This is a genomic window from Aliterella atlantica CENA595 (assembly GCF_000952155.1).
GTDB lineage: Bacteria > Cyanobacteriota > Cyanobacteriia > Cyanobacteriales > Chroococcidiopsidaceae > Aliterella > Aliterella atlantica.
This window is the reverse complement of the sequence record NZ_JYON01000044.1, coordinates 1-26,260: the sequence shown is the minus strand read 5'-3', so window position 1 is coordinate 26,260 and position 26,260 is coordinate 1. Positions and strand designations below refer to the sequence as shown.

Annotated in this window: 22 protein-coding genes, 1 tRNA gene and 3 pseudogenes; 11 read left to right on the top strand and 15 right to left on the bottom strand. The window is 43.4% G+C overall.

Annotated features, from left to right (window positions below):
• Positions 1-319 (bottom strand): annotated as a pseudogene (locus tag UH38_RS23895) (hypothetical protein); the annotation flags it as partial.
• Between the two features lie 875 nt (positions 320-1,194).
• On the opposite strand from UH38_RS23895, the pseudogene UH38_RS23890 reads away from it, so the two are divergent.
• Together UH38_RS23890 and UH38_RS23885 are read left to right on the top strand one after the other, a co-directional pair.
• A pseudogene (locus UH38_RS23890) lies at positions 1,195-2,550 on the top strand (cytochrome P450).
• Positions 2,551-2,693: 143 nt separating this feature from the next.
• The gene (locus tag UH38_RS23885; RefSeq protein ID WP_045057213.1) at positions 2,694-4,280 is read left to right on the top strand and encodes a permease; all 1,587 of its coding nucleotides are present in this window, start codon (positions 2,694-2,696) and stop codon (positions 4,278-4,280) included.
• 549 nt (positions 4,281-4,829) lie between these two features.
• Here the strand turns inward: UH38_RS23885 and UH38_RS23875 are convergent.
• The 6 genes from UH38_RS23875 to UH38_RS23850 form a co-directional block, all read right to left on the bottom strand.
• Complete coding sequence (locus UH38_RS23875; protein WP_045057211.1) at positions 4,830-5,042, bottom strand: hypothetical protein; 213 nt, start codon at positions 5,040-5,042, stop codon at positions 4,830-4,832.
• A gap of 220 nt (positions 5,043-5,262) precedes the next feature.
• Complete coding sequence (locus UH38_RS23870) at positions 5,263-8,877, bottom strand: WD40 domain-containing protein (RefSeq protein ID WP_045057210.1); 3,615 nt, start codon at positions 8,875-8,877, stop codon at positions 5,263-5,265.
• Positions 8,878-9,529: 652 nt separating this feature from the next.
• Positions 9,530-10,228 (bottom strand): DJ-1/PfpI family protein, encoded by a 699-nt coding sequence (locus UH38_RS23865; protein ID WP_045057209.1) that lies wholly within the window; start codon positions 10,226-10,228, stop codon positions 9,530-9,532.
• An 11-nt stretch (positions 10,229-10,239) separates the two neighbouring features.
• Entirely contained in the window at positions 10,240-10,632 is a 393-nt protein-coding gene (locus UH38_RS23860) for a hypothetical protein (RefSeq protein ID WP_045057208.1), read from the bottom strand.
• 115 nt (positions 10,633-10,747) lie between these two features.
• Positions 10,748-11,974 carry a glutathione S-transferase family protein gene (locus tag UH38_RS23855; protein ID WP_045057207.1) on the bottom strand — a complete coding sequence of 409 codons (1,227 nt, stop codon included), beginning with the start codon at positions 11,972-11,974 and terminating at the stop codon, positions 10,748-10,750.
• Positions 11,975-12,150: 176 nt separating this feature from the next.
• Positions 12,151-12,996 carry a lipase family protein gene (locus tag UH38_RS23850; protein ID WP_045057206.1) on the bottom strand — a complete coding sequence of 282 codons (846 nt, stop codon included), beginning with the start codon at positions 12,994-12,996 and terminating at the stop codon, positions 12,151-12,153.
• An 87-nt stretch (positions 12,997-13,083) separates the two neighbouring features.
• Here UH38_RS23850 and UH38_RS27995 point away from each other — a divergent pair, with 87 nt between their 5' ends.
• Positions 13,084-13,218: a hypothetical protein gene (locus UH38_RS27995; protein ID WP_268748917.1), complete on the top strand. Its 135-nt coding sequence runs from the start codon at positions 13,084-13,086 to the stop codon at positions 13,216-13,218.
• Positions 13,219-13,226: 8 nt separating this feature from the next.
• On the opposite strand, the gene UH38_RS23845 is transcribed toward UH38_RS27995, so the two are convergent.
• The 3 genes from UH38_RS23845 to UH38_RS23835 all read right to left on the bottom strand — a co-directional run bounded on the left by UH38_RS23845 (position 13,227) and on the right by UH38_RS23835 (position 14,036).
• Positions 13,227-13,406: a hypothetical protein gene (locus UH38_RS23845; protein WP_045057205.1), complete on the bottom strand. Its 180-nt coding sequence runs from the start codon at positions 13,404-13,406 to the stop codon at positions 13,227-13,229.
• A 71-nt stretch (positions 13,407-13,477) separates the two neighbouring features.
• Positions 13,478-13,660, bottom strand: a complete 183-nt coding sequence (locus UH38_RS23840) for a hypothetical protein (protein WP_045057204.1) — start codon at positions 13,658-13,660, stop codon at positions 13,478-13,480.
• Positions 13,661-13,718: 58 nt separating this feature from the next.
• Entirely contained in the window at positions 13,719-14,036 is a 318-nt protein-coding gene (locus tag UH38_RS23835; RefSeq protein WP_045057203.1) for a hypothetical protein, read from the bottom strand.
• 596 nt (positions 14,037-14,632) lie between these two features.
• Between UH38_RS23835 and UH38_RS25145 the strand changes: the two genes are divergently transcribed.
• From UH38_RS25145 to UH38_RS23820, 3 genes are all read left to right on the top strand, one after another.
• Positions 14,633-15,283 carry a hypothetical protein gene (locus UH38_RS25145; protein ID WP_052672563.1) on the top strand — a complete coding sequence of 217 codons (651 nt, stop codon included), beginning with the start codon at positions 14,633-14,635 and terminating at the stop codon, positions 15,281-15,283.
• 96 nt (positions 15,284-15,379) lie between these two features.
• On the top strand, positions 15,380-16,003 hold the full coding sequence (locus UH38_RS23825; RefSeq protein WP_045057202.1) for an FMN-dependent NADH-azoreductase: 624 nt from the start codon (positions 15,380-15,382) through the stop codon (positions 16,001-16,003).
• A 2-nt stretch (positions 16,004-16,005) separates the two neighbouring features.
• Positions 16,006-16,875 (top strand): RNA polymerase sigma-70 factor, encoded by an 870-nt coding sequence (locus UH38_RS23820; RefSeq protein WP_045057201.1) that lies wholly within the window; start codon positions 16,006-16,008, stop codon positions 16,873-16,875.
• 16 nt (positions 16,876-16,891) lie between these two features.
• Here UH38_RS23820 and mazG read toward each other — a convergent pair whose 3' ends face one another.
• Both mazG and UH38_RS23810 read right to left on the bottom strand, forming a co-directional pair.
• A complete protein-coding gene (gene mazG / locus UH38_RS23815) occupies positions 16,892-17,719 on the bottom strand; it encodes a nucleoside triphosphate pyrophosphohydrolase (RefSeq protein WP_045057217.1) in 828 nt (275 codons plus the stop codon).
• A gap of 5 nt (positions 17,720-17,724) precedes the next feature.
• Positions 17,725-18,273 (bottom strand): metal-binding protein, encoded by a 549-nt coding sequence (locus UH38_RS23810; RefSeq protein ID WP_045057200.1) that lies wholly within the window; start codon positions 18,271-18,273, stop codon positions 17,725-17,727.
• 92 nt (positions 18,274-18,365) lie between these two features.
• Between UH38_RS23810 and UH38_RS23805 the strand changes: the two genes are divergently transcribed.
• From UH38_RS23805 to radC, 3 genes are all read left to right on the top strand, one after another.
• Positions 18,366-18,437, top strand: a tRNA-Val gene (locus UH38_RS23805).
• 188 nt (positions 18,438-18,625) lie between these two features.
• Positions 18,626-19,567, top strand: a complete 942-nt coding sequence (locus UH38_RS23800; protein WP_045057199.1) for a phosphoribulokinase — start codon at positions 18,626-18,628, stop codon at positions 19,565-19,567.
• Positions 19,568-19,682: 115 nt separating this feature from the next.
• Entirely contained in the window at positions 19,683-20,414 is a 732-nt protein-coding gene (gene radC, locus UH38_RS23795) for a RadC family protein (protein WP_045057198.1), read from the top strand.
• A gap of 8 nt (positions 20,415-20,422) precedes the next feature.
• On the opposite strand, the pseudogene UH38_RS26085 reads toward radC, so the two are convergent.
• Positions 20,423-21,340: pseudogene (locus UH38_RS26085) on the bottom strand (IS1/IS1595 family N-terminal zinc-binding domain-containing protein).
• A 189-nt stretch (positions 21,341-21,529) separates the two neighbouring features.
• Here UH38_RS26085 and UH38_RS25140 point away from each other — a divergent pair.
• Complete coding sequence (locus tag UH38_RS25140; protein ID WP_052672562.1) at positions 21,530-22,732, top strand: DUF3466 family protein; 1,203 nt, start codon at positions 21,530-21,532, stop codon at positions 22,730-22,732.
• A 143-nt stretch (positions 22,733-22,875) separates the two neighbouring features.
• Entirely contained in the window at positions 22,876-24,009 is a 1,134-nt protein-coding gene (locus UH38_RS23785) for a Vgb family protein (protein ID WP_045057197.1), read from the top strand.
• Positions 24,010-24,011: 2 nt separating this feature from the next.
• On the opposite strand, the gene UH38_RS25135 is transcribed toward UH38_RS23785, so the two are convergent.
• Positions 24,012-25,217, bottom strand: coding sequence for a DUF3466 family protein (locus UH38_RS25135; protein ID WP_052672561.1), 1,206 nt, complete (start codon positions 25,215-25,217; stop codon positions 24,012-24,014).
• Positions 25,218-25,347: 130 nt separating this feature from the next.
• Entirely contained in the window at positions 25,348-25,842 is a 495-nt protein-coding gene (locus UH38_RS23775) for a class I SAM-dependent methyltransferase (RefSeq protein WP_052672560.1), read from the bottom strand.
• Positions 25,843-26,260 lie beyond the last annotated feature (418 nt).

Genomic DNA, 26,260 nt, shown 5'->3' with positions numbered 1-26,260 from the left:
CGCGGGTGATGATATTGTTTACCCCTGGGTCGCTAAAGTAAACCCCTCGTCCTGGATCGACATTCAACTGTTGCAAACTATGAAATAAATTGTCGCCCCGTCGCGCTCCGCCATCAATGCGATCGCCTGGCGTACTTGCCCCCAAGGGAACAACCACAGAACGCTCGTTTCCCAGCGTGTCATCGGCTACAGGTTGGCTTTGTGCTGCTCCCCAATTTGCCCATCCTCCCAGTAGTATGCCACTAATGATAATTCCGTTTGTTAGTGCTGTTCGCCAACTAGGACGAGGCAGAATATTTGTTCTTTTAATGTTATTCATCTGGTTAACAGCATAGGCACAGATGTTCAAAAAGATACCTGATGGCACAGGTATCTATAATCGAATTTACATTTTTCTTTACAAAATTCGCATAATTTCCGCCTGGGAAATTTGAGAAATCAATAGAGCATTGCCAAAAGCAAGCTTATTATCTATTACGGCTGACATCATGAAAAAAGTTTGAACGCTATAGTGGCAATTGCCTATCGCCAATCCCCACAACGGTTGCTATGCCTAAATACCACCAAAAGTAAAGTTTATTGCTTTATTTAGTTTAGTAAATATCACATTGAAAGCAATAGTTCAATAAAGTGAACTATTACGAACAACTTCCTACCTTTCGCCGCAGAAGTTGCGAATATCTCCAACTATGTTCGCTGATATATTCAAAGGCACGTAGCGTAGCTTTGAATCTGCTCTGTCTGCAATCTGTCTGTAAGTTATTATGAGTATTCCAACACTAAGTGGATTAGAGATCAAAATGCGATCGCATTTGATGTATATCAATAATCCGTTTAAAACATATAGTGTTTTTAAGACTTAACACATCTTCCCAGTTTATGCTTGCAGGCAAAATTGATGTATTCAAAACTACTCAATCGGCGCAAATTTATCTAAAAATTGGGTTTAAACACTCGCTCTTCCAGTCTCCTTTAGGACACCCAAGTAAAAACTAACATTAAACAATCTACATCCATCTTAGTTTTGGGAAACAGTGTACTTAGACAAATCCGCTACTTTCAAGGCAAAATGACTTAACCTTGGCAGAGAATACATTTTGCTGGAGAACATACTGCGCGATCGCTTCTCCAGGCATAAAATCGGCAAATCATTTAACAAACGAACTTTTGCCCCGTATTAACTAGATGTAAATTATGACTGTTAAACAAATTGATAAAGTTAAAACTCCTAAATTTATTCAGCAAATTGAATCAACACTAAAACCAATGGAGTTTTTAGAGCGTTGTGTCCAAGATTATGGAGAGCTTTTCTTTACTAATTCCTTCGGCAATCTAGAAACTTTAGTTGTTAGTCATCCCCAGGATCTTCAAGAGTTATTTAATCCCACGAACAAAATTCTTGATGCTCCAGGTGATGCTAATAAAATCTTCACGGCTCATATCGGAGAAAACTCGTTAATGGTCCAAGATGGATTACGCCATCAGCGACAGCGACAGCTAATGATGCCTCCCTTTCATGGAGAAAAAATGCTCAATTATGGGCAACAGATTTGTGAGATTACCCAACAAGCAACCCAACACCTTAAATCGGGTGAAACTTTTATTGCTCGTCATCTCAGTGAAGAGATTACTATGAATATTATTTTAAAAGTAGTCTTTGGCATCAACGAGGAATTAAGTTTTGCCAAACTAAAAAATTTAATGACAACTTGGTTGGGTTTGACAAGTTCCCCACTGAGCGCCAGTATTTTATTGCTTCCCTCTTTACAGAAGGATGTAGGTGCTTGGAGTCCTTGGGGAAAATATATCCGGTTGCGAAAACAGATTGACGAGCAACTGATGGCTGAAATAGTCAAGTGTCGCCAACAACAGCAGCAATCGAGTCGTTTTGATATTTTAAGTTTGCTCGTGGCAGCAAAATATGAAGATGGCGAGGCGATGAGTGATATTGAAGTACGAGATAATCTCCTTACTTTACTTAATGCAGGTCACGAAACTACTGCTAATGCGATCGCTTGGGCTTTGTACTGGATTCATCAACAACCAGAAGTTTACGCACGAGTGTTGCAGGAATTACAAAGTCTAAATACTCCTGACCCGATGAAAATTGCCGGACTTCCTTATTTAACAGCAGTTTGTCAAGAAACTCTACGGATTCACCCAATAGTTTTTTTCACTTTTCCGAGAATTACTATACGCTCTGTTAATTTGAGGGGATATCATGTTGCTTCTGGAACGTATGTGACACCTTGTATCTACTTAACTCATCGCTGAGAAGATTTGTATCCCCAACCAGACAAATTTCAACCGGAAAGATTTATTAATTGTAAATACTCACCTTATGAGTTTTGGCCTTTTGGCGGAGGTTCTCGCCAATGTCTAGGTCAGGTATTTGCTCTATTTGAAATGAAGTTAATTTTGGCAACGATTCTCTTCAATCATCAGTTGAAATTAGAGGAGAAAGTTCCTGTTGTTCCAGCACGTCGAGGTTTTGTAATGGGTCCTCAAGGTGGAGTAAAAATGAGTCTGGTAGTAGATAATGCTCGTTAGACGTAAATTTAAGCGTTGAAACATATATACTACAAATCTACCAATAATGTCATGCCTGAAGAAATTTTTGCAACACCACCTGATAATTTTGTCCAAAGCGGCAAGACCCATTGCCAGACAATTGGCAACGCAAAAGTAAAATAATGGAAATCACTACAACCAGAGTACCGCGTTGGTTCGTTCGCAGAGACATTGATGGTTTATTTGGGCTGGCGCTTGATAATTTTATTCAAATTTTATTGATTGTTAATTTGTGCCAAGGAGTGCTAGCCTTTCCTGCCTCGTTAGTTTATGGGCGGATTTTGCCAGGAGTTGCAATCAGTTTGATTGTTGGTAACTTCTATTACGCAAAGCTAGCCAAAGAGCAAGGCAAACGCGAGCAGAGGGACGATATTACTGCTTTGCCCTATGGGATTAACACTGTCAGCCTTTTTGCTTATATTTTTATGGTGATGTTGCCTGTAAAATTGGCGGCAATTTCTAGTGGTGTATCTGGGGAACAAGCTGCCCAATTAGCTTGGCAAGCAGGATTGGTGGCTTGCTTTGGTTCCGGTTTGATAGAATTTATCGGGGCTTGGGGAGGAGAAGCACTCCGCCGCCTCACGCCCCGTGCAGCGTTGCTTTCCACTTTGGGCGGTATTGCCATCACTTTTATTGCCATTGGTTTTCTATTTCGTACCTATGCCAATCCCGTAGTTGGCTTAGTGCCTCTTGGTGTAATTCTGTTGACTTATTTTGGGCGAGTGCGATTTATCATCCCTGGCGGCTTGTTGGCAGTTCTATTGGGAGTTGCCCTTGCTTGGGGAACAGCTTTAGCCAGTTGGGATCGTGTCCAGTTTATCGCCACATTGCAACCAATTAGGCTTTATCTCCCTTCTTTATGGCTGGGAGAATTGTGGAGCAGTCGTTCAGTCTTGGTCGAATATTTCAGCATCATTCTACCAATGGGATTATTTAATCTTGTTGGCAGTCTCCAGAATTTAGAAAGTGCCTCAGCAGCAGGTGATACTTATCCTGTGGCTCCCTGTCTGAGGGTAAATGGTATTGGTACATTGGTTGCTGCTATTTGTGGTTCCTGTTTCCCGACTACTATTTACATTGGTCATCCTGGCTGGAAAGCTATGGGAGCAAGAGTCGGTTACTCTATATTCAATGGTATAATCATGGGCTTGCTTTGCTTAAGTGGAACTGTGGCAATGCTGGCTTACTTTGTTCCAGTTGAAGCTGGGATGGCAATTGTCTTATGGATTGGAATTGTGATTGTCGCTCAAAGCTTTACAGCCACCCCGTCACACCATGCACCTGCTGTAGTTATTGGTTTATTACCTGGCATTGCTGGTTGGGGTGCGCTAATTGCTAAAAATGCACTTCGGGCAGCAGGCTTGGGCACGCCAGAAAAACCTTTGACACCAACTTTGATCGATCGGTTTAAGTTGAGCGATACGTATATTGATGGGGCTTTTGCTCTTGAGCAAGGATTTATTTTTTCTGCGATGATTTTAGCTGGCATCACAGTCTACATTATTGAGCGCAAGTTTCGCCAAGCTGCCTATTGGTCTGCGAGCGCTGCTGTCATTTCCTGGGTTGGGTTAATGCACAGTTATCGTTGGACTGTTGCAGATACAGTTGTTAATTTCGGCTGGGGAACTGGCACGCCTTGGGCTACTGGCTATATAATGCTTGCAATTCTCTTTTTCTATGTCGATTGGCAAGAAAGACATAAGACTTAACCAAACAGTCTTGCAACTGCCCCAGTGACACAGAAACCAACAAAGCGCTAAAAATTTTGGTTGTGTTGCAAAAAATGGTAGTGCGTCAAATTAACGTGGGATAGGTGACGAGATCGTGCCAAGTCCAAGACTGTGACGTTAATCCTGCTCGCCCAAAGCTGCTGTCGTCTTCAATCTACTATACTGCCAAATCCAGTTAAACCTGAACTGAAGCGTATTGCTTGTAGGGTGGCAGGGCTTTCGGTAGGTCTTCCCAGATGAGCGCCATTTTTCAGTTGATATAGGTTGTTCCTCAAATTTTCCGCTTGGTTTTACTTGCTTGCAAACCAAACCAGGTACATCTAATTGCAACTAACCCCAACCAGATGACTCCGAGCGCGATAAGGACACTGCTATCTGGTTCTGGTAGTGGTTTAAATTGGATACTAATAGCAAAGATTGGCACACCAGTGGCGAAGCTGACTGGAATAGCAGGTGAGGAAGGTAAAGTCTGAAACACAACTGAAGGCATAATTTGAGAACTGAGTGCTTGCGGGTGGATGTTTAGCTTTAACCTGAAGGCATAATTTGAGAACTGAGTGCTTGCGGGTGGATGTTTAGCTTTAACCCTTGCTCAGAAGTAGCAGAGAAATTATTGGGCAATACCTTGAGCGTAGATATAACTCCTAAACTAGACCAGTCCACGCGATCGCTGCCTTGTAAATCGGCGCGATCGCCAACAAATGAAGCAGCTTGACTTGAAGTAGGAATGACAACAAACACAGTTGCGATCGCAATTGATAGTAACTTTCTGCTCGAACACTGTCGATCGGTTTAGTTCTCAAGCAGCGTAGTTAAAAGAGCGAGAACTTGCGCCAATTTATACAACCCAATTAATTAGGAATTATTTAGTCAGGTGCATTTTTTCTGCTACGTTGATAAGGGAAGAATCTGATTGGCAAAATATTGGGAAAACAAACAGCATTGTGTCAAGACGCATTAGCTAACAAGCGATCGCGCCCAATAACCGCAATGCCTCTGTTTGTGCGTCTGTCAATCCCGTTACGCCTGAGATATTCATACCCTCATAAGGGCGCAGGGCAGTCAACACTCGCAAACACTCACCTGTAAAGCTATCCCAAATCCGAACCGTGCCATCCTCACTACCGCTGACCAGCATTTTCCCATCTGGAGCGAATGTTGCCGAACGAATTGGGCTGGTATGTCCTTGCAAGGTGGCGATATTAATGCCCTGCTGTAAATCCCAAAGTTTGAGCGTCCGATCGAAACTGCCACTAGCAATCAGGTTTCCTTGGGGATGAAAGCTAATGCTGACAACAGCGCGGTTATGCCCCTGCAAGGTTTGCAAGCACTGTCCCGTTTGCAAATCCCATAATTTCACGGTATGGTCATCGCTACCACTAGCAAGCCTGCGCTCTGTAGAGTCAAAGGCGATCGCCTGCACTTGTCTGGTATGTCCTTTGAGTGTCAAAAGACAATTGGCAGTATCAGCGTGCCAAAGCTTTACAGTTCCGTCTTCGCTACCATTAGCTAAACATTTCTCTAGTGGACTAAAGGCTACAGATGGAACCCAGTTCACTTCCGGCTCAATAACTCGCAGACATTGCCCAGTTGCCACATCCCACAGGCGAACGACGCGATCGATCCCAGAACTCGCAAGTATCGCTCCATCCGCACTAAAGGCAACTGAATTTATCCAGCCATGACTGCGGAGGGAGCGGATAAATTTACCACTTTTGACATCCCATAGACGGATGGTGCGATCGAAACTGCCGCTTGCTATTATCCGCCCATCTGGACTAAAGGCAACAGATGCAATGCGATCGCTATGTCCTTGCAAACAACTGAGACATTCTCCAGTCTGTACGTCCCACAACCGCACAGCTTTATCTCCATGACAACTTGCTAGAATTCGTCCCTGCGGGTGAAATACGACACAGAACACAGCTTGAGAATAGCCCTGCCAGGTCTTGAGGTGTTGTCCAGTTTGTGCGTCCCACAGGCGGATTGATTGGTTGAGCGCCGCACTGACAATTGTTTGCCCATCGGGGCTAAAGGCAAGCGATTGGACTACAGCCGTGTGTCCTAGCAAAATGCGACGACATTGCCTAGTTGCAACATCCCACAGCTTAATCGTCTGGTCTTCACCGCCACTAGCTAAGGTTTGACCGTCAGGGCTAAACGCAAGCGTCCAAGCTGCAGCGTTGTCGTGTCCTTGCCAAGCTGCGAGTTCTTGCCCCGTTTGCACATCCCATAAGCGAATCGTGCGATCTACGCTCGAACTTGCAATCTGTCGTCCATCTGGGCTAAAGGCTACAGCTAAGACTCCTTGCGTGTGTCCCGTAAAAGTATGTATCTGCCCAGATCTAATATCCCATAACCGAACAGTGTGATCGCCACCACCACTAGCTAATAGATAGCTCTGGTCTGGGGTTGAAGGAGCGCTAACAAAGGCAAGCGCAGGCAACCACCCATATTCGTGTCCTGCCAATGTTTTTAACTGCTCTCCTGTATGCATATCCCAGATGATAATTGTTGGGTCTTCGCCACTACTAGCTAGGAATCGCCCATCTGGACTAATGGCAACACTCAAAACAGAACTTGTGTGTCCGTGTAATTCGCGTCGAACTGTTTGGGAAGGAATATGCAGCAGTTTGACAATGCACTCGTGGTTAGCGATCGCCAGTGTTTCACCATCTGGGCTAAAGGCAAGCGATTTGACCCAAGAGGCGCTTGCTCTAAAGGTGGCAATTTGTTGTCCGTCTGCCAACTGCCACACGTACACTTCACCATTATCGTGACTTGTGGCAATTTGTTTGCCATCGGGACTAAAGGCAACGCTCAAAATATCGGAAATAGACTGGGTGAAAGTAGAGTAGCTCAGGTCAGCACCACTAAAATTCGTTTCATGTAAATCTACCGTCTGCAAGTCTGCCTGCCAGACTGTTAAATTTGAAAAGTCAAGATGGCTCAAATCTACTCCAAGCTGGCGCAGCAGATGGATAGCATTTGCCGCAAAGTACCCCCTTTGCAATGGTGCTTGTACCTGCTGAATTTTTAGCAGTTCTAGCAGCAGATTTTTCAGGCTTTCTTTGCTCCCTGTCACCTCCAAAAGTTGCGCTAATGTCGGCTGCAAGATCAGCCGCGTCTGTACGTCTTTTATGTAGTCTTTTGCCTGCGCTTTTACCAAGGCATGGCTTCTGAGGCAATCAATTTGTACCTGCTCTAATTCCTGGCACACTTGTTCGATTAACTGTGATGTCACATATTCCATCACCATAGCCTGTTGAGTATAGCTGACACCATCTAAATTCATCGGTGCTGGCGCTAGATTCTGCTGACTTTTTTCAATTAGCGATCGCCCGTTGAGCGATTGTAGGGCGTAGCGCAACTGTAATGGGGTTACTGAGGGCAAAAGGTCTGCTTGTAGCTGTGCTGCGGTAACAGGCTCTCGTTCGATCGCCAACCAGTACATTACTTGTCGCTCCAACGAAGTGAGACGCGCGAACTGATGGGCTAATAAATCGCGGATGTCTTTAAATAACAGCGTATCTTGGGCTAAAAAGGCGGCAATATTGCTATTGAATAACTCTTTTATTGGCGTTGCCACAATTTCTAATGCTAGGGGATTGCCTTGGTAACGCTCAATTAATTTTTGCACTTGTTGTAGTTGCTCTGTTTGCACTTCTAGCCCCTTGGCTGCTAGAATGCTTTTTCCTTCCTCAGTTGACAACGGCTCTAGTCGCAACAACCGCACTGCTGCTGTCGGTCCTGCCTGGATAGAAATCTGCGCTGGAATTTCCCGACTTGTCAATAGCACGCTACTTTGATGTCGTCCTGCTCCTAATTGTTGAAACAACCATCCATAGTCTTCGTAGCCAGGTCGATAAGTACCTACTAATTCGCTACCTTGCAACACCGCCTCAACATTATCTAAAATTAGCAAGCAACGACGATCTCGCAACTGCTCTAGTAATTGGCGCATCATCACATCAATCCGCAACGGTAGCGATTGCCCAGGTGCGATGCCGAGTACGGCGGGCGCAGCCATCGCGCTCATTAAGTCTATTAGCAACTCTTTTAGGGGTGGAGCTTGGCGCAGACTGCGCCAGACGACGATATCAAACTGCTCGGTGTCTACAAGCTGTTGTGCTAACCGAGTTACTATTGTTGTTTTGCCAATCCCGCCCATGCCCACAATTGCTAACATCCGGCAACGTTGTTGCATTACCCACTCTTCTAGCTTGGCTAATTGTGCGCCTCGCCCGCAGAATTGAGAAACATCTGGTGCTTCTCCCCAGTCCACACGCTGATGTGACAATGCAGGGCGATCGCGCATTTGTTGCAATTGCACATACTGCATCAAAGCCTCCCGCAAATTCAGTTTTGTCACCTTGATTCCTAATTCCTGAGTCAGCAATTGCCAGAGTTCGGAACCAACGTCTTTGATGTAACTGTCCTTGTAGTTGCATTCTTGTGCAATCTTGACATAGGAATGATCGTTCCAAGTTCCTCGAAAAACATCTATTTGTACTCCGCTGAGGGAGCAAGGGGATAAAACCGCCTTGACGAGCTTTAATGCGTCCTCAAATGTCATATCTAAGTTCTTTTTTTAAAGTACATCTATTCAGAACTCCCTAAATCTGCGACAGTTTTATGCAGTTCTTATCACTTTTCTTTTAAACAACAGCAATCTGAGGCGAACTTTTGCCCACAACTTCCTAACATCGTGGCGATGAAGTCCCAAATTTATCTAATATTTGCCAGCACATAGCTAGAGTGGGAACTACGACATCGTAGAACTAAAGACTGGAGAACATTTTTGATTTGAGTCACAGCGATTAATTCATTAATGGCGCTGAAGTAGTATTGCTTTTGCTCGGAACGATTCCATCAAATTTGAGAAGGAATCGTTCTCAAATTCTGCTTACTAAATTAGAGCAAGTTATACCTTGAACCAGTTTAAAGCCCCACCAATGGCGACTAGCATGGAACGAAGCCGTAGAAATAGCTAATGACAAAGTTCCCTTTGGTCGTATTGTGCGAGTAGTTATCGAACAGCTACAAGCAAAACCTTTAGTCCTAGCTCAAGACTACTGCCAAGTAGGTGATGTATTTATTTTATAGACTTTAAGGTAAAGAGTATCGGTACAAAGGCTGCTATAGCGATCGCTATGTTTTCATTCGCTCGATTAGAGCCAAAAATGAAGAAGCTTATCTTGCAGTTTTGTTTTTTGTCTCTCTATCTATCAACTCGGATTAAGCGATCGTTGAATTGCTCGTCGTTGCGTTTCCCAGATGCTTCTCTCCTCCGCTCGGAAGTTTTCTACAATCTCAAAGCTAGCCGTTTGGGGGGAACCGCATTGAAATATAGGGTTGGGGGCGTATTCTAGCGATAATTGGATCTCCTGAGCTACCTTTTCCCCGTACAATTTGGCTGCTAGCACTAAGCCGAAGTCAAGTGCTGCGGTAACTCCTGCCCCTGTAATCCGACTGCGATCGATAACAACTCGCTCGGTAACCGCCTCAACACCAAACAGTTCTAATAAATCCATAGCAAACCAGTGAGTAGTAGCGCGATATCCTTGGAGTAAGCCTGCAGCAGCTAGTAAGAGCGAACCCGTACAAACTGAAGTTACGTAAAGAGCGCGATCGCCTTGTGTTTTGAGAAAATGCAAAAATGCAGCATCTTCTAGCCTGGCATTAACGCCTAAACCACCTGGAACAAACAACACATCTAAGGCTGGAGAACTTTCAAAACTCGTATTGGGCAAGAGGCGAAAGCCAGACTCAGTGTAAACCGGATCGAGAGTTGGCGCTAATAGATAAACTTTGGCACTAGGTAAGCGAGAAAACACTTCATAAGCGGCGGTAAAATTCAATAAAGTTAAGTTGGGAAACAGCATCATGCCGATCGCGAACGATCTGTTGCGTGGTTGAGTTATCATTGAATATGCCCTCAAAAATTGCGATCGTGTCGCTTTATCTGCGTTGCTAAACTTGCCAAGCGATGCTGCTGTCTCCACGCAGAGCCTTCACTGTAGCCTTGACGATAATAAATAAAAATACTCAGCAACCAGTGTTGTAGGAGGGAAAAGCAGTTGAGGGAGCCATTTTTCCAGCCTATACAGTAAAGCTTGTATAGCAATCCCATACGTTGAATATGCATTGGATAATTCCTTTGACTTACGTTTAAATGCGTACGCTCAGTTGGTAGATGCACTACTTCAGTGTTAGTTAGTCTTGGATGAGACGATCCCAGCTTATGGATATAAAACACACCCCGATAGCGCAATACCTGTACCGATTGAGTAACATCTTCAGGCTGAAGATGCGGCGATCGCTTGTTCATATCTCGCTCCTGTCTTAATTTATGATGGAAACAAGGTTTTTAAGTGGCGGTGTCAATCCGCGCACTATAGACTTCAATGCGCGAATTACGAATTATGAATTACGAATTATTTTGGTCAACATAGCGATACCAAGACTTTATCTACTGCGGCTCTAAATGCCGTTGCTGCGCCTGCACTCATATCGCGAGGAGCGCAGATGCGATTTCTGACATAAGCAAGGGCGATCGCTCCCACAGCAGACGGTAATAACTTGAGATTGGTTTTTGTCCCAACTCTACCCCAAGGTAAGAGAACTTTATCTCCATGCAAGAGATACGCGGCTACCAATCTGAGGTGAAAGTCAATTGCCTCTTCAACAGCGGAAACATCTACACTACTAAAGAATGCTTTGATGCCAGAATTTTTGAGAATATCTGAAATCGCTGCTTCGTAGTTATCGCTTAATCGTTCAGCGGCTTCGGCTCGATATTCCAGCTTTGTGCTTACTGTAGGATCTAGAGGTGGTAAATTCGCGATCGGTTCTGCACCCCAAAGACGACAAAACATTAAGTTGTTGGTAATTGCATCTGACTTAACGCGATGATAAGCAGGACGCTCGGCGATCGCGTCAAACCAAGCATTGATGCGCGGAAAGCGAGGATTGTTTCTAATCGAGAAGCCTTGATAAACAGGTAAGCACGATGCCAAGCGATCGAGATGCGGGCTATACATAATATCGACAAGGCTAAACGTACTTAAGAAGTAAACCCCTGGATATTTAGCAAGAGTTTGTTCGAGTTCGTCTAATTTTGCTACAAATGTAGCTTGATTGTTAGCAACTTCATCAGAGTTGTCATGGCGTTGAAGTAAAAACTTGTAGCCCGCTGCTTGAAATCCGTTAGTTTCAGCTTCTTCAATCCACACTCTAGCAACTGTATGCTCCTCTCGCCGCTTGGGCAGCAAGGTTTTGCCAAAATACTCTTCTAGTTGTAACAGGATTTCTTTTGACTCATAGACTAACTTACCCTTAATTTTTGCCGTAGGTACAAGCGCTGTCGGTACGAGATTGGTAAACCATTTGGGTTTGTTTGCTAAATCGATAAACTCTGTCTCAAATGGAATTTGCTTTTCTTCTAAAGCAAACCAAACTCTTTCGCAGAAAGGACACCAAAAGTTTTTATCGCGGTAGAGCAAGACGGGGATAATTACATCAGGTGGCATTTTATGTAAACTATTGGAAATTGGAGCAGTAGAAGGCGATTTTCCTAATCTCCGCACTCGCCGAGTTGATGTGTTGTTTTTCGCAATCTCTTGCAATAGCTCCCAACTAGATACACTAGATGTCATATTCTGAGTTGACATATTTTACCTCTTTAATTGCTGCAAACATTTGTATAACTCTCGCAACTGAGAGATTAAATCGTTTGGATGCGGCGTAAAGCTGATACATTAGCTGCCTAAAGGATGCGATCGCTGATTTATCTTTGCACCTGCATAAATTGGTACGCGTCTTTAATGGCAACTAACCGCTCGATACCTCAACAAGAGATTGTCGGCAAAGAAAAACCTGCCTTTCTCAAGGCTTCAAACTTGCCTCTAGATGTGAGACACAATGCTACTTCTGGGTTAATTTTGTAGTATCCTGCTAAAAATTCTAGGTAGTCTGTACTAAAAAAGGTAAAGGTAGGATGACTCAAAGTTTGCACTGAAATTTCTGTTTGGGCAAGACCATCTGGAGGATTGCTTAACAATCGCCAGAAAGGTTGACGCTCGTCTATGTTGTGCAGTGGGTTGAGGGTGCGATCTCTAAAGCACTGGATGATAACTTTGCCAGCAATAAAAGCTTCTCCAGCAAGACTAATAATATCGCCATCTATGACGTAGTGGGTAACATCTAAATTAGCTCCTCCGTGTTGGATAAATTTAGCAGCGATATCGCGGCTCGTACCAGGCGAACTAAACGTCACTACTTCTTTAATCCAATCGATCAGTTCTGTGGCGATAATTTGCGCGATCGCTCCTCCCAAACAATGTCCGACAATAACTGCTTTTTGGTGAGTTGTTTGTGTGGCGTGAATTAGCCATGTTGCTAGCTCATTTTGGTACTTGATAAATTGGCTAAGTCCGATCGCTTTATGGCAATCGCGAGCAATGTCATCAATTGCTTTATTTGTACCGCGCAAAACGAGTACGGGCGATCTCCCTGCTACAGTTGGTAGCAGACCAAAAGCTCGAAATTCAATATTTGGAGCGCTAAAAGCTTGACCGAGCGCGTATCCCGTATTACAGAGAAATTCATTTACAGGTTTGTCAAACTCAGGATTGTCAAATATGTAAGCGATTTCTTTTGCTAAAATTTCGTAGACTGGATGTTGTGCTGTCATGTTTTAATTCCCGCTCTGTAGTCTCTCCTAAACTTTCGGACTAATAAGCAAACGTTTGCTCAAAAAGGATGCAAAGGTAAGTGGAAAGTGAAAGAGACGCTCTTTCAGGCAGCCGAGTATTTAATGTCTGCTCAACGCAGGGTTGAAGATGGAGCAAATAATGTTGTTCGTACTGGAACGAACGCGGGTTATGAATACTGCCAACGCCAGTTAATAGCATAAGGCTTTTGCTAAGGTTTAGGTGGTGGAAGTTTACGCTCGTAAGTATTGCCTCGATAAATTAGAGTCACTGTTTGCAGTCTGTTTGCTCCTGGGCGGAAACTAATACGACAAACGAGTTTAAGTTGGCAACGCTCTTTTAAATCATCATTAGCAATGTATTTAGCTTTGCTATAAAAGGAAGATTTCACGATGAACTCCTTATGAATTTAATTTTGAGTTAGCTGAAACATCCAAATTAGCGCGAACAAATTGGTTGCTGTTACGGGACGATCGCTTGTTGCTTCATGATTGTCTTGTAGTACGAGATACCGCTAGCGATCAGTTGCGAATATACTTCTCCTAAGATCGCACAACTAAAAACAACAGAACTACCAACGATCGCTATGCCCAGAAATAGCAAGAACATCTTTCTGATAGCTTGGGTGGGATTATTAGCAAACATAATTTCCTCAAGAAAGCAAACAAAACATGGGTACTGCAATTGATAGCAGCCTAAAAGCTCAAAATTTGATTTCAACTTGTTTGCCGTCTTGCAATAGTGGCTGCGCTTTCTGACACGAGCATCTCGTCTGAAGCCTCAATAGTAGCCAATATTGAAATCGCCATTTGTCAGGGTGGTTCTTCTGCCAGCCGAGACGAGATTTTTGGCGATGGCGATCGCTGCTTGCAGGCAGTTTGACTGGGCTGATTTCTGGTGAATCGTACGATTGGATATCTCGGCTGTAAAACACACCTTGATAGTGCAATATCGGCTGAGAACCAGCTTCAGCTTGAGATAGATGGTACTCGTACAGAACACCTCGATAGCGAAATTTCATGGTTCCTCTTAAAGGTAAAAAGACTGCATCTTGCCAAGATTCTTGCTAACCAAAATTACTTTTTCCACTTATATCAATAAAAAGAGTAAGAGCAGTTCGGTAATTCTTCGGGCGAAGAGTATGAAGTTGGTTGGAAAAGTTAAGTAGCTAGACCTGAAAAAGTATAAGCTATTGGCAAGCACAGGTGTATGTATTTTTCCTCCCACCTCATTCTCCCAGATGAATCGTCTTGAGGATGAGTGGTTACATCTCAAATACGACGAGTTAGCTGCTCAGGTGTTTGAGGACGAATATGAGGAGCGCTCTCGCTTTAATCGAGGCAATTGCTGCTAGAGGACAACGAGTAAACTACCCTGTTGAACGTTTCAAGTTTAGGGCGTGTCTCGCTACTTATTACCTCTTATTTACCTAAACACCAAATCGCCTCAACTATAAGTAAAGGTAATTTGTATTTTTATAGCAAACTTTTTGTAAAAATATACGATCGTGAAAAATGATTTTCAAAGTTTAATAAGCTTTGACGGCAATTCAAAATTAATTGTCACAATCAAATTACTGTTTTCGTCTTAATTGAGTAGGTCAAATTTTTATTTGTTATGACTGAACTCATAGAGCTATTGCCACTTGTTGACACTGTACTAAAACAAACTTTACCAAAAATTGCCAGTCGCCTACAGCCTGGATTAACTCACACAAATATTCAAGAAAAAACTGCTGCTTATTCGTGGGTTTTGCCTCAAGATGCTTACAACTTGTATCAATGGCACGATGGACTATCTGGCACACCAGGAAAATTAAATTTGGCACAAAAGTTAATTAGATTTAAGGAAAAATGGCACGGGCAATTATCTGGCAGAGAAAATGAAATACACTGGCTCTTGGGCGATCGCCTAATTATTGCTAAGTTTTTACCCCTAGATTATGCATTAGCAGGACATCGCCATTTGAAACTAGGTAAATGCGCGATCGATCTGCTGCCCATTTTTATCCTCAATGATGGCAAGCAGACAATGTACTGCATGATGCGGTTAGATGCAACGCAACCAATAGTATATTGCGCCAACGGGACGAACTTGCCACCGATAAGAGTAACTGAATCATTTTTAGCAACGCAGCCTCAATTTAGCCGCCTTAGCGACGCGTTCGCATTGTTAATTACCTATTGTCAGCAAGCAGTCACGCCTAATTTAGACAATCTGACTGATGCAATTGATTTTGAGATCGATCGAGAGCAGTTGGCTCAATAATACCAGCAACACAAACAATAGCTGCAATCTCCAGCTTTGTGTCACAACTACTGCTAACTATTCGTCTTAATAACTAGATATTTAGCAATTACGCTCATGAAACTGCTTGAAGTTCAATCTAGTGTTCGATTGGAAAAATCAATTTCTCGTGCCTTAAGTCACGAATTTATCCAAGCATGGCAGAAATACAACCCTAGCGCACAGCACAAACAACAAGACGTAGGAATAAATCCCCCAGCCCATCCTACCGAACTGTGGACAACAGCAAACTATACTTCTCCTGCAACTAGAACGCTAGAGATGGAAGCTACACTTGTTGATTCCGAGCAATTGATTGAGGAGTTATTATGGGCAGATCGTTTATTACTGGGCGTGCCGATGTATAACTTTAGTATTCCATCAACTTTGAAGGTGTATTTAGATAACATTGTGCGAGTCAATCGCACTTTCACTTTTGACTCAACCAGTTTTAGGTTTGCTGGGCTAGCTAGAGACAAAAAAGCTTTAGTCATTACTCCTAGTGCGGGAAATTTTGCGCCGCATACACCGCTAGGAAGCATGAATTTTTGTCAAACCTATTTGCAGTCGATTCTAAAATTTATCGGCATTGAAGATATTGAAATTGTCACTGTTCCTAATCAGTTTATGCCAGATGACATTCGCCAACCGGAAATCGAACGCGCCCGCACAAAGCTACTCGATTTAGCTGCAACTTGGTAGATATGAACCGATTAGAACTATTTAATCAAAATAAGTCGCTGCTGTTTGCGATCGCTTATCGAATGCTTGGCAGCGTCACCGATGCGGAAGACGTGATGCAGGAAGCTTGGATACGCTGGCAGCGCTCTGAAAGTAGCGTACAATGCCCCAAAGCCTATCTTTCTAGTACCGTAACTCGTTTGTGCATCGACCACCTGCGCTCTGCCCGCGTACAGCGAGAATATTACATCGGAACGTGGTTGCCAGAACCTTTAAGGACAGAGACACTAGCCGCTCCGCAAAATTGCCCTGAATTAGCGGAATCAGTTTCATTTGCGTTCCTCGTATTACTTGAATGTTTATCTCCAACTGAGAGAGCAGTTTTTTTATTGCATGAAGTCTTTGATTATAATTACGACGAAATTGCCCAGACGATCGGTAAAAGTCTATCAAACTGCCGTCAGATAGTATGCCGCGCTCGTCAACATCTGAGCTTGCGTAGACCAACAGTAAGCCAAGCTAATTATGCCCAAGATACTCTTATCGAGCAGTTTCTTACCTGCTGGAATCAAGGCGATGTGCAAGGACTTATTGCCTTGATGGCAGAAGATGTCACATTTTGGGCTGATGGCGGTGGTAAGGTTGTAGCAGCACAAAAGCCGCTACATGGTTGCTGCAAAGTTGCTCGTTTTTTGGTAGCAATTCGCCGCAGCCAATTAACGCCAAATATTGCGCCTCAACTTGGCGAAATTAACGGTCAATTTGGCATTATCAATATTTTGGAGCAGAAGTCACATAGCATTTTCAGCTTCTATTTTTCTGGCGATCGCATTCAAGCGATTTTTGCTGTCGTTAATCCTGATAAGCTAAGAGCATTCCAACTGCAAACTTAGTTGTCTGCGAGCAAGTTTATTCTGGTTCGCTAGCAATTTTTGCTTTAGCTTGCTGCCACATATTTTCTAATTCCTCTAAGGTATAATCTGCTAGCGGTCGCCCAGCAAGGGTTTCGACATGAGATAAGCGTTGAATAAATCTTTTATTAGTGCCGATTAAAGCTTCACTTGGATCTAATTTATACCACCGAGCGAGATTAATTATCGTAAATAGTAAATCTCCTAATTCTGCTTGCTGTTGAACGCGGGATTCTAAGGCGATCGCTTGCTTAAATTCTGCTAATTCTTCCTGAAATTTTGCCCAAACTCCCTCAACATTTTCCCACTCAAAACCTGCTTTTGCTGCTTTTTGCGAAATCTTCATTCCAGCCATTAATGGCGGAAAAGTGTGCGTATAACGGCTAAGTTTGCTACTTAGTTGGGTATTCTCTTCGCCTTTTTCTATCGCTTTAATCTCTTCCCAATTTTGCTTTACTTGTTCGACGCTACTTGCTTCTACATTTCCAAATACATGAGGATGGCGACGAATCAGTTTCTCACTAATTCCCTGCGCTACTTCTTTGAGACTAAACTTATTTTCCTCAGTCGCTATTTGTGCTTGCAGTACGACTTGCAAAAGTAAATCTCCCAATTCTTCGGCGATCGCCTTTTGTTCGCCGCTATGGATTGCTTCTACGACTTCGTAAGCTTCTTCTATGACGTATGGTGTGAGCGTTTGTTGTGTTTGCGCCAAATCCCAAGGACAACCGCCATCGGGCGCTCTCAGACGCGCTACTACATCTATTATTTGTTGCAATGCGGATAGGGTAGCCGCATCGGGGTTATGATTTGTTTGTTTAGACATCATTACTAGCGGCTTTTTGGTTTTGCTGCTTTTATGGGGCGGTTAGATTTACTTTTCTTAATTTTGCCACGCCTGAGTTGACGTTTATAGCTAGAAAGGCGATCGCTTACTATATGACTAATTGCCCCTATCTCTAAGCCTACAAACAGCGCGATCGCACTGTAGGTTAATTTCCGATCAATTTCCCTCAAACTCAGCCAATTCCAGCTAAATCCCCATAATTGCGCTATTAATAAGCTAAATACTCCCAGCAAGCTTATCCAAGCAGCAAGATATAGTAAACGCAGCGTCGTACCAATTATTACCCCGTGAGATAGCAAAGAACGGTGTTTGATCGCTTTTTGGTAAGGTAGCCACAACCAGCGCAAATATCCCCACCGTTTGTATTGTACCGAGTAGATATCTAAATCGGGACCAAACATTAAGCCGCTAAATAAAAATGCTCCTGAGACAATTAAAGTGCGATCGCTACTTTGAGTAGCTATGTAAGTGCAGCTAGCGACTACAGGTAAACTCCATAAGGTAATGCGATCGTGCGTGGAACCAGAGGACATGAGATTTATTTATGTTTTATGTAAGTACATATCACAGAAAATGATTATGCAATAGGAGATTATTTGCTATGATATAAATTCACTCAAAAAACGGGCGATTAGCTCAGCGGTAGAGCGCCTGCCTTACAAGCAGGATGCCACTGGTTCAAATCCAGTATCGCCCATTGATTTTGGCAATTAGTAAGAAGTTGGGATCCTCAAATCATACTCAGAATGCTAGATGAGTTGCGGATATTTGTAAGAGCGCTGAAGCGCAACTACGTACTGCTTAATATAAATTTAGGCTTGGGAATTGTGCGATCGCCATTCCTCGGTAGAATTAGACAAATATAAAATTCAACCGAGAGCAGAAATGAGCAATCGTCCAATCATTCTTGGTATTGTCGGTGATAGTGCTGCTGGTAAAACAACGTTAACTAAAGGGATTGCTCAAGTCCTGGGCGAAGAAAATGTTACAGTCATCTGTACGGATGATTATCACCGCTACGATCGCACTCAAAGAGCAGAAATAGGCATTACAGCGCTGCATCCCGATTGCAACTATCTAGACATCATGCAGCAACACTTGTCGTTGCTAAGAACGGGACAGCCGATTCTCAAACCAGTTTATAGCCACAAGACAGGTACATTTGAAGCGCCCTTGTATATCAAGCCCAATAAATATGTTGTTGTAGAAGGGTTGCTTGGTTATTCTACACGCGCAGCCAGAGATGCGTATGATGTCAAAGTATATTTAGCACCGCCAGAATCATTACGCGCTAGTTGGAAAGTGAGACGCGATACAGCAAAGCGCGGCTATAGTAAGGAACAGGTATTAGCAGAACTAGAAAAGCGCGAACCAGATTCAGAAGAATTTATTCGTCCTCAGCGTCAATGGGCGGATGTGGTAGTTAGTTTTTATCCACCATCGGATGCTACTGATGGCGACAATCCATTATTAAACGTGCGCTTGGTGCTTAGACCAACTATTCCCCACCCAGAACTTACCCAAATTATTAACCCCAGTAACCCTAAATTGACTCGCGCAGTGCGTTTGGAATTGGATCGAGATATGGGTAAACCTGTTGATGCTTTGGAAGTAGATTCTCACGCAACGTCAGAACAGGTGCAAGAATTAGAGCATTTGATGTGTAACGAAATGCCTAATCTCAAAAGTGTATGCGATCGCGACAGCAACCCAGAATTAGGTAAGCTAGTTGGTACAACTGGGGAAATTATTCAAAGTAACCCGTTAGCTTTGACGCAGTTACTTATTACCTACCATATGCTCAAAGCTCCCCAAATTCGCCAATAAGCCTAGCTTACTTTTGTAAAATAGAATTAAGTAATATTTCCGATGAAATTGTAATTTTTTAGACTTAATTGGGATAAATAAGGGTAGCCTCATTGCTATTGAGTAACTACCTGCTATGACCTACTGCCTGAGAATTGCTGACTTACCGACTACAGAACGACCGCGCGAACGCTTGATGGCTAATGGTTCTCAAGTTTTGGCTACAGCGGAACTAATTGCAATATTATTAGGCACTGGGCAGGGACCTGGGAAACTATCGGCTGTAGGTTTGGGGCAACATATTTTACAAGAACTGGGCAAATGCGATCGCGATCCTTTGGCAGTATTGCGGGAAGTTAGCGTCCAAGAATTGATGCAGATTGATGGTATAGGTCCAGCTAAGGCGACAACAATACTCGCTGCTATAGAATTGGGCAAACGTGCATTTCAATCTCGTCCGTTAGATAGAACGCCAATTGAAAGCCCAGCCGCCGCTGCTGCTGCATTGAGTCAACATTTGATGTGGAAGATGCAAGAACGCTTTGCTGTGCTGCTATTAGATGTCAAAAACCGTTTGATTGGTACTCAGGTAATTACTATCGGTACGGCGACAGAAACCCTCGCACCTCCCCGCGAGATTTTTCGGGAGGTGCTTCGTCAAGGTGCGACAAGAGTAGTAGTTGCTCACAATCACCCATCAGGTAGCGTCGAACCAAGTCCGCAAGATATTGAGTTAACCCGCCAGCTATTATCTGGAGCGCAGATATTGGGTATTCCGCTATTAGACCATTTGATTTTGGGCGATGGCAATCATCAAAGTCTGCGGGAAGTTACTACGTTGTGGGATGAGTATCCCCAAGGGGATTAGGTAGTGCATCAAACTAATGTGGGATAAGTGATAATATCATGCCAAGTCCAAGAACGAGTGGCTAATCCTACTCTTTGTGCGGCAGTTGTTCTAAGTCGGCTATGTTGCCAAATCCAGTTGAAGTAGCTCACCACTAATCGAGTTGTTATTTTCGTCATATCCCACCGCTTGCTAAACTTGTTTTGTCGTCGATGCCATCTTCCGGTTTGTTGCCCTTACAATGCCATTGGTGCGTTCAAGTCGCTGTGTTTTGCCAGAGCCAATATAGTGCTGAACCTCCGGCGGTAGAACCCGCTCATATCCACCCTAATCATCGCGCTTTGAAACGCTTGCAGTTCGTTTTTCCCTCAGTGCTGATGACAAGTTGTTCAATGAGTTCATCAGTGTGTTTGCAAGCAAGCTTTCGGGAAGAAGCTTCTTCCCGAAACGTTGCGCCCACTCGTGCTGCTAGAATTAAGCCACTCGAATCGGCAAGACTCAGACCTATCCAACAATCCCCAACCTTTAACTTTTGAGCGCAACACTGTTTCTGTTTTTTGAAACAAATGACAAGCCAAAATTGGGGAGAATTATTCTTCCCAATTGTTGCCGCTACATTTCATCCGCACTCACTTCCTCGGTTTGCACGGCTTGTACTTCTGCATTACGAACAAGTTGTGCCTTGTGGCTGGCGGCTCAAACAATACTCAAGGACCGTGTTGTAAGCAAGTCCAGTTGTTCGACTAATCCCTCGTAAACTACTGCCTTCACTATGTGCTTGCAACACGGGCGCGAATTTGTTTAGGACTAATATGGCGACGATAGTACAAACTGTCGAAGGATTCCGAGAACGTTTGATGGCAAACGGGACACAACTAACGTTGATGTCCGTTCGGCATCTTGCCCTGTTTATGGGCTTTAATATGACCACACAGAGGGCAATCCATAGAGGTGCTTCGAGTTTAAGACCACTCTGTCACTATATCATCCCACATTGAATAGAGGTGCTTCGAGTTTAAGACCACTCTGTCACTATATCATCCCACATTGAATTGACGCACTACCCACTCTTGATAGTCCAGAGTTGCGGTTAAAATGACTATGAGTTCGCTACTTATTTAACTAAAACAGCAATCATGAAAGTACACAGTATTGGTTTAATCAGCATAGCATTCACAGCAATTTCTTATGCAGGACTAAATACAAGTCTACCTGCCGCCGCCGCCACTTTATATAATGTAACCGATCTAGGGACATTTTCAGGAATTGGTAATAGTAGAGCTACTGGCATCAACGACCTAGGTCAGGTGATTGGCACGTCACTAATTAGCTTTGGCGAGGTAGATGGTCAGCCTATTTTAGCTACGCAGGCTTTCCGTACCGCTCCTAACAGTCCAATCGATGTAGCAACAGACAATATTGGCGGCGCACAGGGAGAGACTACTGCTAATGGGATAAACAACTCAGGTCGAGTCGTCGGCACAGTTAGCGTTCTTTCTGCGTCTACAGTTTCCTACCGAACATCACCAAATGGCTATGTCTCAGAGCCAGGAAGTAATCTAAGTCGTCTGACTGCTAACGACATTAATGATACGAGTCAAGTGACTGGTAGGGGTCGAGTTACCTTCGATCCCGATCCTAGGATTTTTCATGCTGTACGAATCGATGAGCCTAACAACAATGCTGCTTCCCGAATCGATCTGGGAACCCTTGGTGGGACGGAAAGTGCAGGAAATGCAATAAATAATTTAGGTCAAGTAGTGGGTAGTTCAGAGACTGCTGATGGAGCAACTCGTGCCTTTCGGACTGCTGCTAACAGTACGATTAACGCTACAACCGATGACTTGGGTACTTTGGGTGGGTCGTCAAGTACCGCCTTCGATATCAACGACAAAGGTCAAGTCGTTGGTAGTTCAACGACAGCTAGTGGCGCAACTCACGCCTTTTTGACTGATGCTAATAGTGCCATAGATGCCAATGACGATTTGGGAACTTTAGGCGGTGATTTCAGTATTGCATACAGTATCAACGAATCAGGCTTAGTAGTAGGTGATTCCCAATTAGCGGATGGCAGCGATCGCGCTTTTATCTACGATGGTACTGAGCTATTCGATCTCAATACTCTAATAGCGGGGGATTTTGACTTTGTACTGACCAGTGCTAGGGGTATTAATGAGAGCGGACAAATTGCTGCTACTGCCTTCTTTGATGATACCCAAGCCACTCGTGCTGTTCTGTTAACACCAGTTCCCGAACCAACATCTGTACTAGGTGTACTAGCCTTTGGTGCTGGTGCTGGCTTGTTGCGGACTAGAGCTAAACAGAAAGTCAAAATATAACGCCTGAAAAGTGACGCACGAGGGATACTTCAATGCCATCTATTCTACCCTCTGATTTGCATTTACTATTAGCCAGGTTAACAATCCAAAGCATCTATCTTTAACTTCATTGACAAAAATAGTTACTGGTTGATATTGTCCGCATGGGTGCATCGTCTTCATCTAAACAGTTATTTAGTTTGTATAGACCTCAACTACAAATTTTAGGAGATACCCAAATGCTCAGTAATGTTGGTAAATTTTCGATTACATTAACTATTTCTGCGGTAATTGGTTTGATAAATCTACCAACCCAAGCAGCTTTACTTGTCAGTAGCAGTGGCGATAACTCAGTCAAACAGTATGATGAAACAACAGGGGCATACATTCGTGACTTTGTTACCGCAGGTAGTGGTGGACTGGCTTCTCCACAAGATTTAGCAATCGGACCGAATGGCAACCTGTTTGTTAGCAGCCAACTCACCAACAGCGTCAAGGAATATGATGGGATAACAGGGGAGTTTATTGGTGATTTTGTATCTGCTGATGATGGATTGCGTTCTCCTATAGGCTTGTCTTTTGGAGCAGATGGTAGCTTGTTTGTAGTTAGTTATCAAATTCCTGGCGCTAATACGGACGGTGTTGAAAGAGGCGGCATCTTACAGTACGACGGAGATACAGGAAAATTGCTTAATAGCATTATTACAGGCGCACCAGGCTTTAGTCCAGCACCTCTTGATGTAGCTGTAGATGGACCAAGTGATAATGTATATATTAGTGAGTCTTTTCGTGGTTTTAATCCTGGTGGTATTAGAGAATACGACTTAGTAACAAATAATTTTACTGGCTTGCAAGTTGGTCCTGCTCCTTTGAGTACCTTACCATTCAGCCCTCAAGGTCTTGCCTTAGAAGATAATAATTTATTTTTCAGTAATTCTCAGGAAGTTGGTCTAATCAACTTAGCCGATAACACAGTCGATTCCTTGTTTATTGATAAAGGTAGTGGCGGTTTGAGAGAAGCAGTCGGCATCACTATCGACAAAAATGACAACCTGTTTGTAGTAAGCTCTGCTACTAATAATATCAAACAGTATGACGGTCAAACAGGAGATTTTCTGGGGGACTTTATTGCCTCTGGTAGTGGTGGTCTATCTCGTCCTACTTACATCACCTCTGCTAATGTCCCTGTTCCCGAACCTTCTTCAGTGTTAGGTGCGATCGCCCTTGGTGGTTTGTTCGTTGGTACTGCTTGGCAACGCCGAACGATTAGAAAGCAAAGTGATAGCTCTATTTTTTAGATTTAATTTAGTTTTCGTTTAATTTTCCTACGGTATAGTCCAACCCCAACGCCAAAAGCTAGCACGCCTAAAGTTGTTAACGGCTCAGGAACAGGAGTTAATAGAAAAGCTCGTGTAGTTGCCTGAGAACTATTAAAATATCCATTAGCTACAATTTGTCCATTATCATTAATATCGTTGGCGCTTGTCAGTACAACACCAGAGTTGGCAGGAATTAAGGTGTTGAGGTCGAACATAGCAGTGCGATCGTACACAAAAGCATGGGTGATGTTACTAGCTAAGGCTGAATCACCAACCACTAGCCCTAAATTGTTGATGGCGTAGGCGTTGCTAAATTCCCCACCCAGAGTACCCAAGCCATCGGTATTGGGATTAATTGGCATATTTGCCCTAGTGCGGAAGGCTTGAGACTGCCCATCAGCATTTGTAGAAGTGCCTACTACCTGTCCTAGATTATTAATATCTTCGGCAATGCTCAAGTTTCCACCCAGAGTCCCTAAATCATCTTTAGTCGGATTGATTGGCATATTCGGTGCAGTCCGAAATCCATGTAACAAACCAGTAGAAGTCCTTAAATTGCCTACTACTTGTCCTAAATCGTTGATGCCTTGTGCATTCGTATATTCAGAGTCACCCATAAGATTGCTCAGGTCATCTGTATTGGGATTAATTGCTATATTCGCTTCAGTACGGAAGGCTGTTAAAACAGCAACAGAGTTAGGATCTGGAAGTGAAATACCTACCACCTGACCAGTATTGTTGATAGCAAAAGCATTAGTAAATCCTCCACCAAGCGTACCTAAGTTATCCGTAACTGGGTTAATCGATCTATTTGGTGCAGTACGAAAGGCTTGTCTAATCCCACTGTCGTTAGATTCTGAGAAACCTACCACTTGTCCTGCGTCATTAATATCGAAAGCAAAACTGGTATCACCATCAAGAGTACCTAAGTCATCTGTAGCCGGATTAATTGCTCTATTTGGTGCAGTACGAAAGGCATGGTACTCGCCATTGAAGTTAATTGAACCACCTACTACTTGTCCGATATTATTGATGCCAACAGCAGTTGTAGAACCATTTCCACCTAAAGACCCCAACTCTAGAACGTTATATAGGGTAGCTGCAACAGTAGGTTGAGACGCACTAAGTCCTGTAAATGACACTACTGCCGATGATAAAGCAATCTGAGCAACACTAGATAACTTCATACTGATATTTGCTGAGGTAGTTTTGAGGAGATTTACGCTGAGAAGTTAATCCCCACTGTAACTTAAAGGAATTTGAGCTAAAGCGGCTCAGTAAATATACGGGATTAACATATTTGTTATCTCCGTGTATTTACTTATCGCTCGTTAATCTCCTGACAAGAAATTTTTGCTTGAAGCACCTGTTAGCATCAATAATGGTTGCTTTTGTAGAGGAAGCGATCGCACTACCACTAGCATTTCGGGCAATCCCCACCTTCTGGATTAATAGTTGGAATAGTTGACCGATGAAAGTGTCTTTTTGCGTCAGTTGCAAATGGTGGAGCGAGAAGGAAGCCAAGATAACATCAAAGCACTTTTGATGAGTTTTGAGCAGTTGAGGAACTAACGATATAAAGTCGCTTTCAATGAGTGTTTTTGGACAGGGGATTGCCGCTAAATTGTTGCCTGCAAGCGCGATCGCTACTTGAGTAATATCGATGCCGTAATAAGCCTGAATGGGCGTTCCTACTAAAGCTGAGGTGGTGTTATATGCATCGCCACATCTGAGATCGAGCAGGTGAAACGGCTTTTGATGGCGTTCAACTAAAAATTGGTGTAGAACACTGTAAAACTCACGGTGTTCCATGTAGTTGTTTTGCAGAACCTTTTGATAAATCTGCCAGTTGTGATTGAAAAATTCACAAGGTTGGGAGAACGTAGTAATTTGTTCTATCTATGTTCGATCTACCATTGTTCTGGATCGAATTGTAGTTGTGTTGCAGAAAACTTTTTGCCGCTCCTCTTATGGGCTAGCTATTAGAGACACCTACGTAAGATTAAAAATTCTGCCTGAATTTTATCAGACTCATTTGCATCAAGCGCGATCGCCATGCAAAAACGGACATCTTTGGCGTTGAGTATTTGCTAAAAGTGTTCTCTTATACCAATTTAATGTAAAAAGTAGCTTAATAAAGTAAGTTGAGTGAGCCTAATGCATTAAGCTAGTCAAAAATAGCAAATAAGCTCAGATCAAAAGATGGCTCGTCCTCTACAAGTGACAATTG

What these genes read in the sequence shown, in the direction of transcription:
- UH38_RS25145 (WP_052672563.1), top strand. Translation starts at nt 14,633, where the DNA reads ATGACTGAACTCATAGAGCTATTGCCACTTGTTGACACTGTACTAAAA.
- UH38_RS23785 (WP_045057197.1), top strand. Translation starts at nt 22,876, where the DNA reads ATGGGTGCATCGTCTTCATCTAAACAGTTATTTAGTTTGTATAGACCT.
- radC (WP_045057198.1), top strand. Translation starts at nt 19,683, where the DNA reads ATGACCTACTGCCTGAGAATTGCTGACTTACCGACTACAGAACGACCG.
- UH38_RS23800 (WP_045057199.1), top strand. Translation starts at nt 18,626, where the DNA reads ATGAGCAATCGTCCAATCATTCTTGGTATTGTCGGTGATAGTGCTGCT.
- UH38_RS23850 (WP_045057206.1), bottom strand. Translation starts at nt 12,996, where the DNA reads ATGACAGCACAACATCCAGTCTACGAAATTTTAGCAAAAGAAATCGCT.
- UH38_RS23870 (WP_045057210.1), bottom strand. Translation starts at nt 8,877, where the DNA reads ATGACATTTGAGGACGCATTAAAGCTCGTCAAGGCGGTTTTATCCCCT.
- UH38_RS23825 (WP_045057202.1), top strand. Translation starts at nt 15,380, where the DNA reads ATGAAACTGCTTGAAGTTCAATCTAGTGTTCGATTGGAAAAATCAATT.
- UH38_RS23835 (WP_045057203.1), bottom strand. Translation starts at nt 14,036, where the DNA reads ATGAAATTTCGCTATCGAGGTGTTCTGTACGAGTACCATCTATCTCAA.
- UH38_RS23865 (WP_045057209.1), bottom strand. Translation starts at nt 10,228, where the DNA reads ATGATAACTCAACCACGCAACAGATCGTTCGCGATCGGCATGATGCTG.
- UH38_RS23775 (WP_052672560.1), bottom strand. Translation starts at nt 25,842, where the DNA reads ATGGAACACCGTGAGTTTTACAGTGTTCTACACCAATTTTTAGTTGAA.
- UH38_RS25135 (WP_052672561.1), bottom strand. Translation starts at nt 25,217, where the DNA reads ATGAAGTTATCTAGTGTTGCTCAGATTGCTTTATCATCGGCAGTAGTG.
- UH38_RS23855 (WP_045057207.1), bottom strand. Translation starts at nt 11,974, where the DNA reads ATGTCAACTCAGAATATGACATCTAGTGTATCTAGTTGGGAGCTATTG.
- mazG (WP_045057217.1), bottom strand. Translation starts at nt 17,719, where the DNA reads ATGTCTAAACAAACAAATCATAACCCCGATGCGGCTACCCTATCCGCA.
- UH38_RS23860 (WP_045057208.1), bottom strand. Translation starts at nt 10,632, where the DNA reads ATGAACAAGCGATCGCCGCATCTTCAGCCTGAAGATGTTACTCAATCG.
- UH38_RS25140 (WP_052672562.1), top strand. Translation starts at nt 21,530, where the DNA reads ATGAAAGTACACAGTATTGGTTTAATCAGCATAGCATTCACAGCAATT.
- UH38_RS23840 (WP_045057204.1), bottom strand. Translation starts at nt 13,660, where the DNA reads ATGTTTGCTAATAATCCCACCCAAGCTATCAGAAAGATGTTCTTGCTA.
- UH38_RS23885 (WP_045057213.1), top strand. Translation starts at nt 2,694, where the DNA reads ATGGAAATCACTACAACCAGAGTACCGCGTTGGTTCGTTCGCAGAGAC.
- UH38_RS23810 (WP_045057200.1), bottom strand. Translation starts at nt 18,273, where the DNA reads ATGTCCTCTGGTTCCACGCACGATCGCATTACCTTATGGAGTTTACCT.
- UH38_RS23820 (WP_045057201.1), top strand. Translation starts at nt 16,006, where the DNA reads ATGAACCGATTAGAACTATTTAATCAAAATAAGTCGCTGCTGTTTGCG.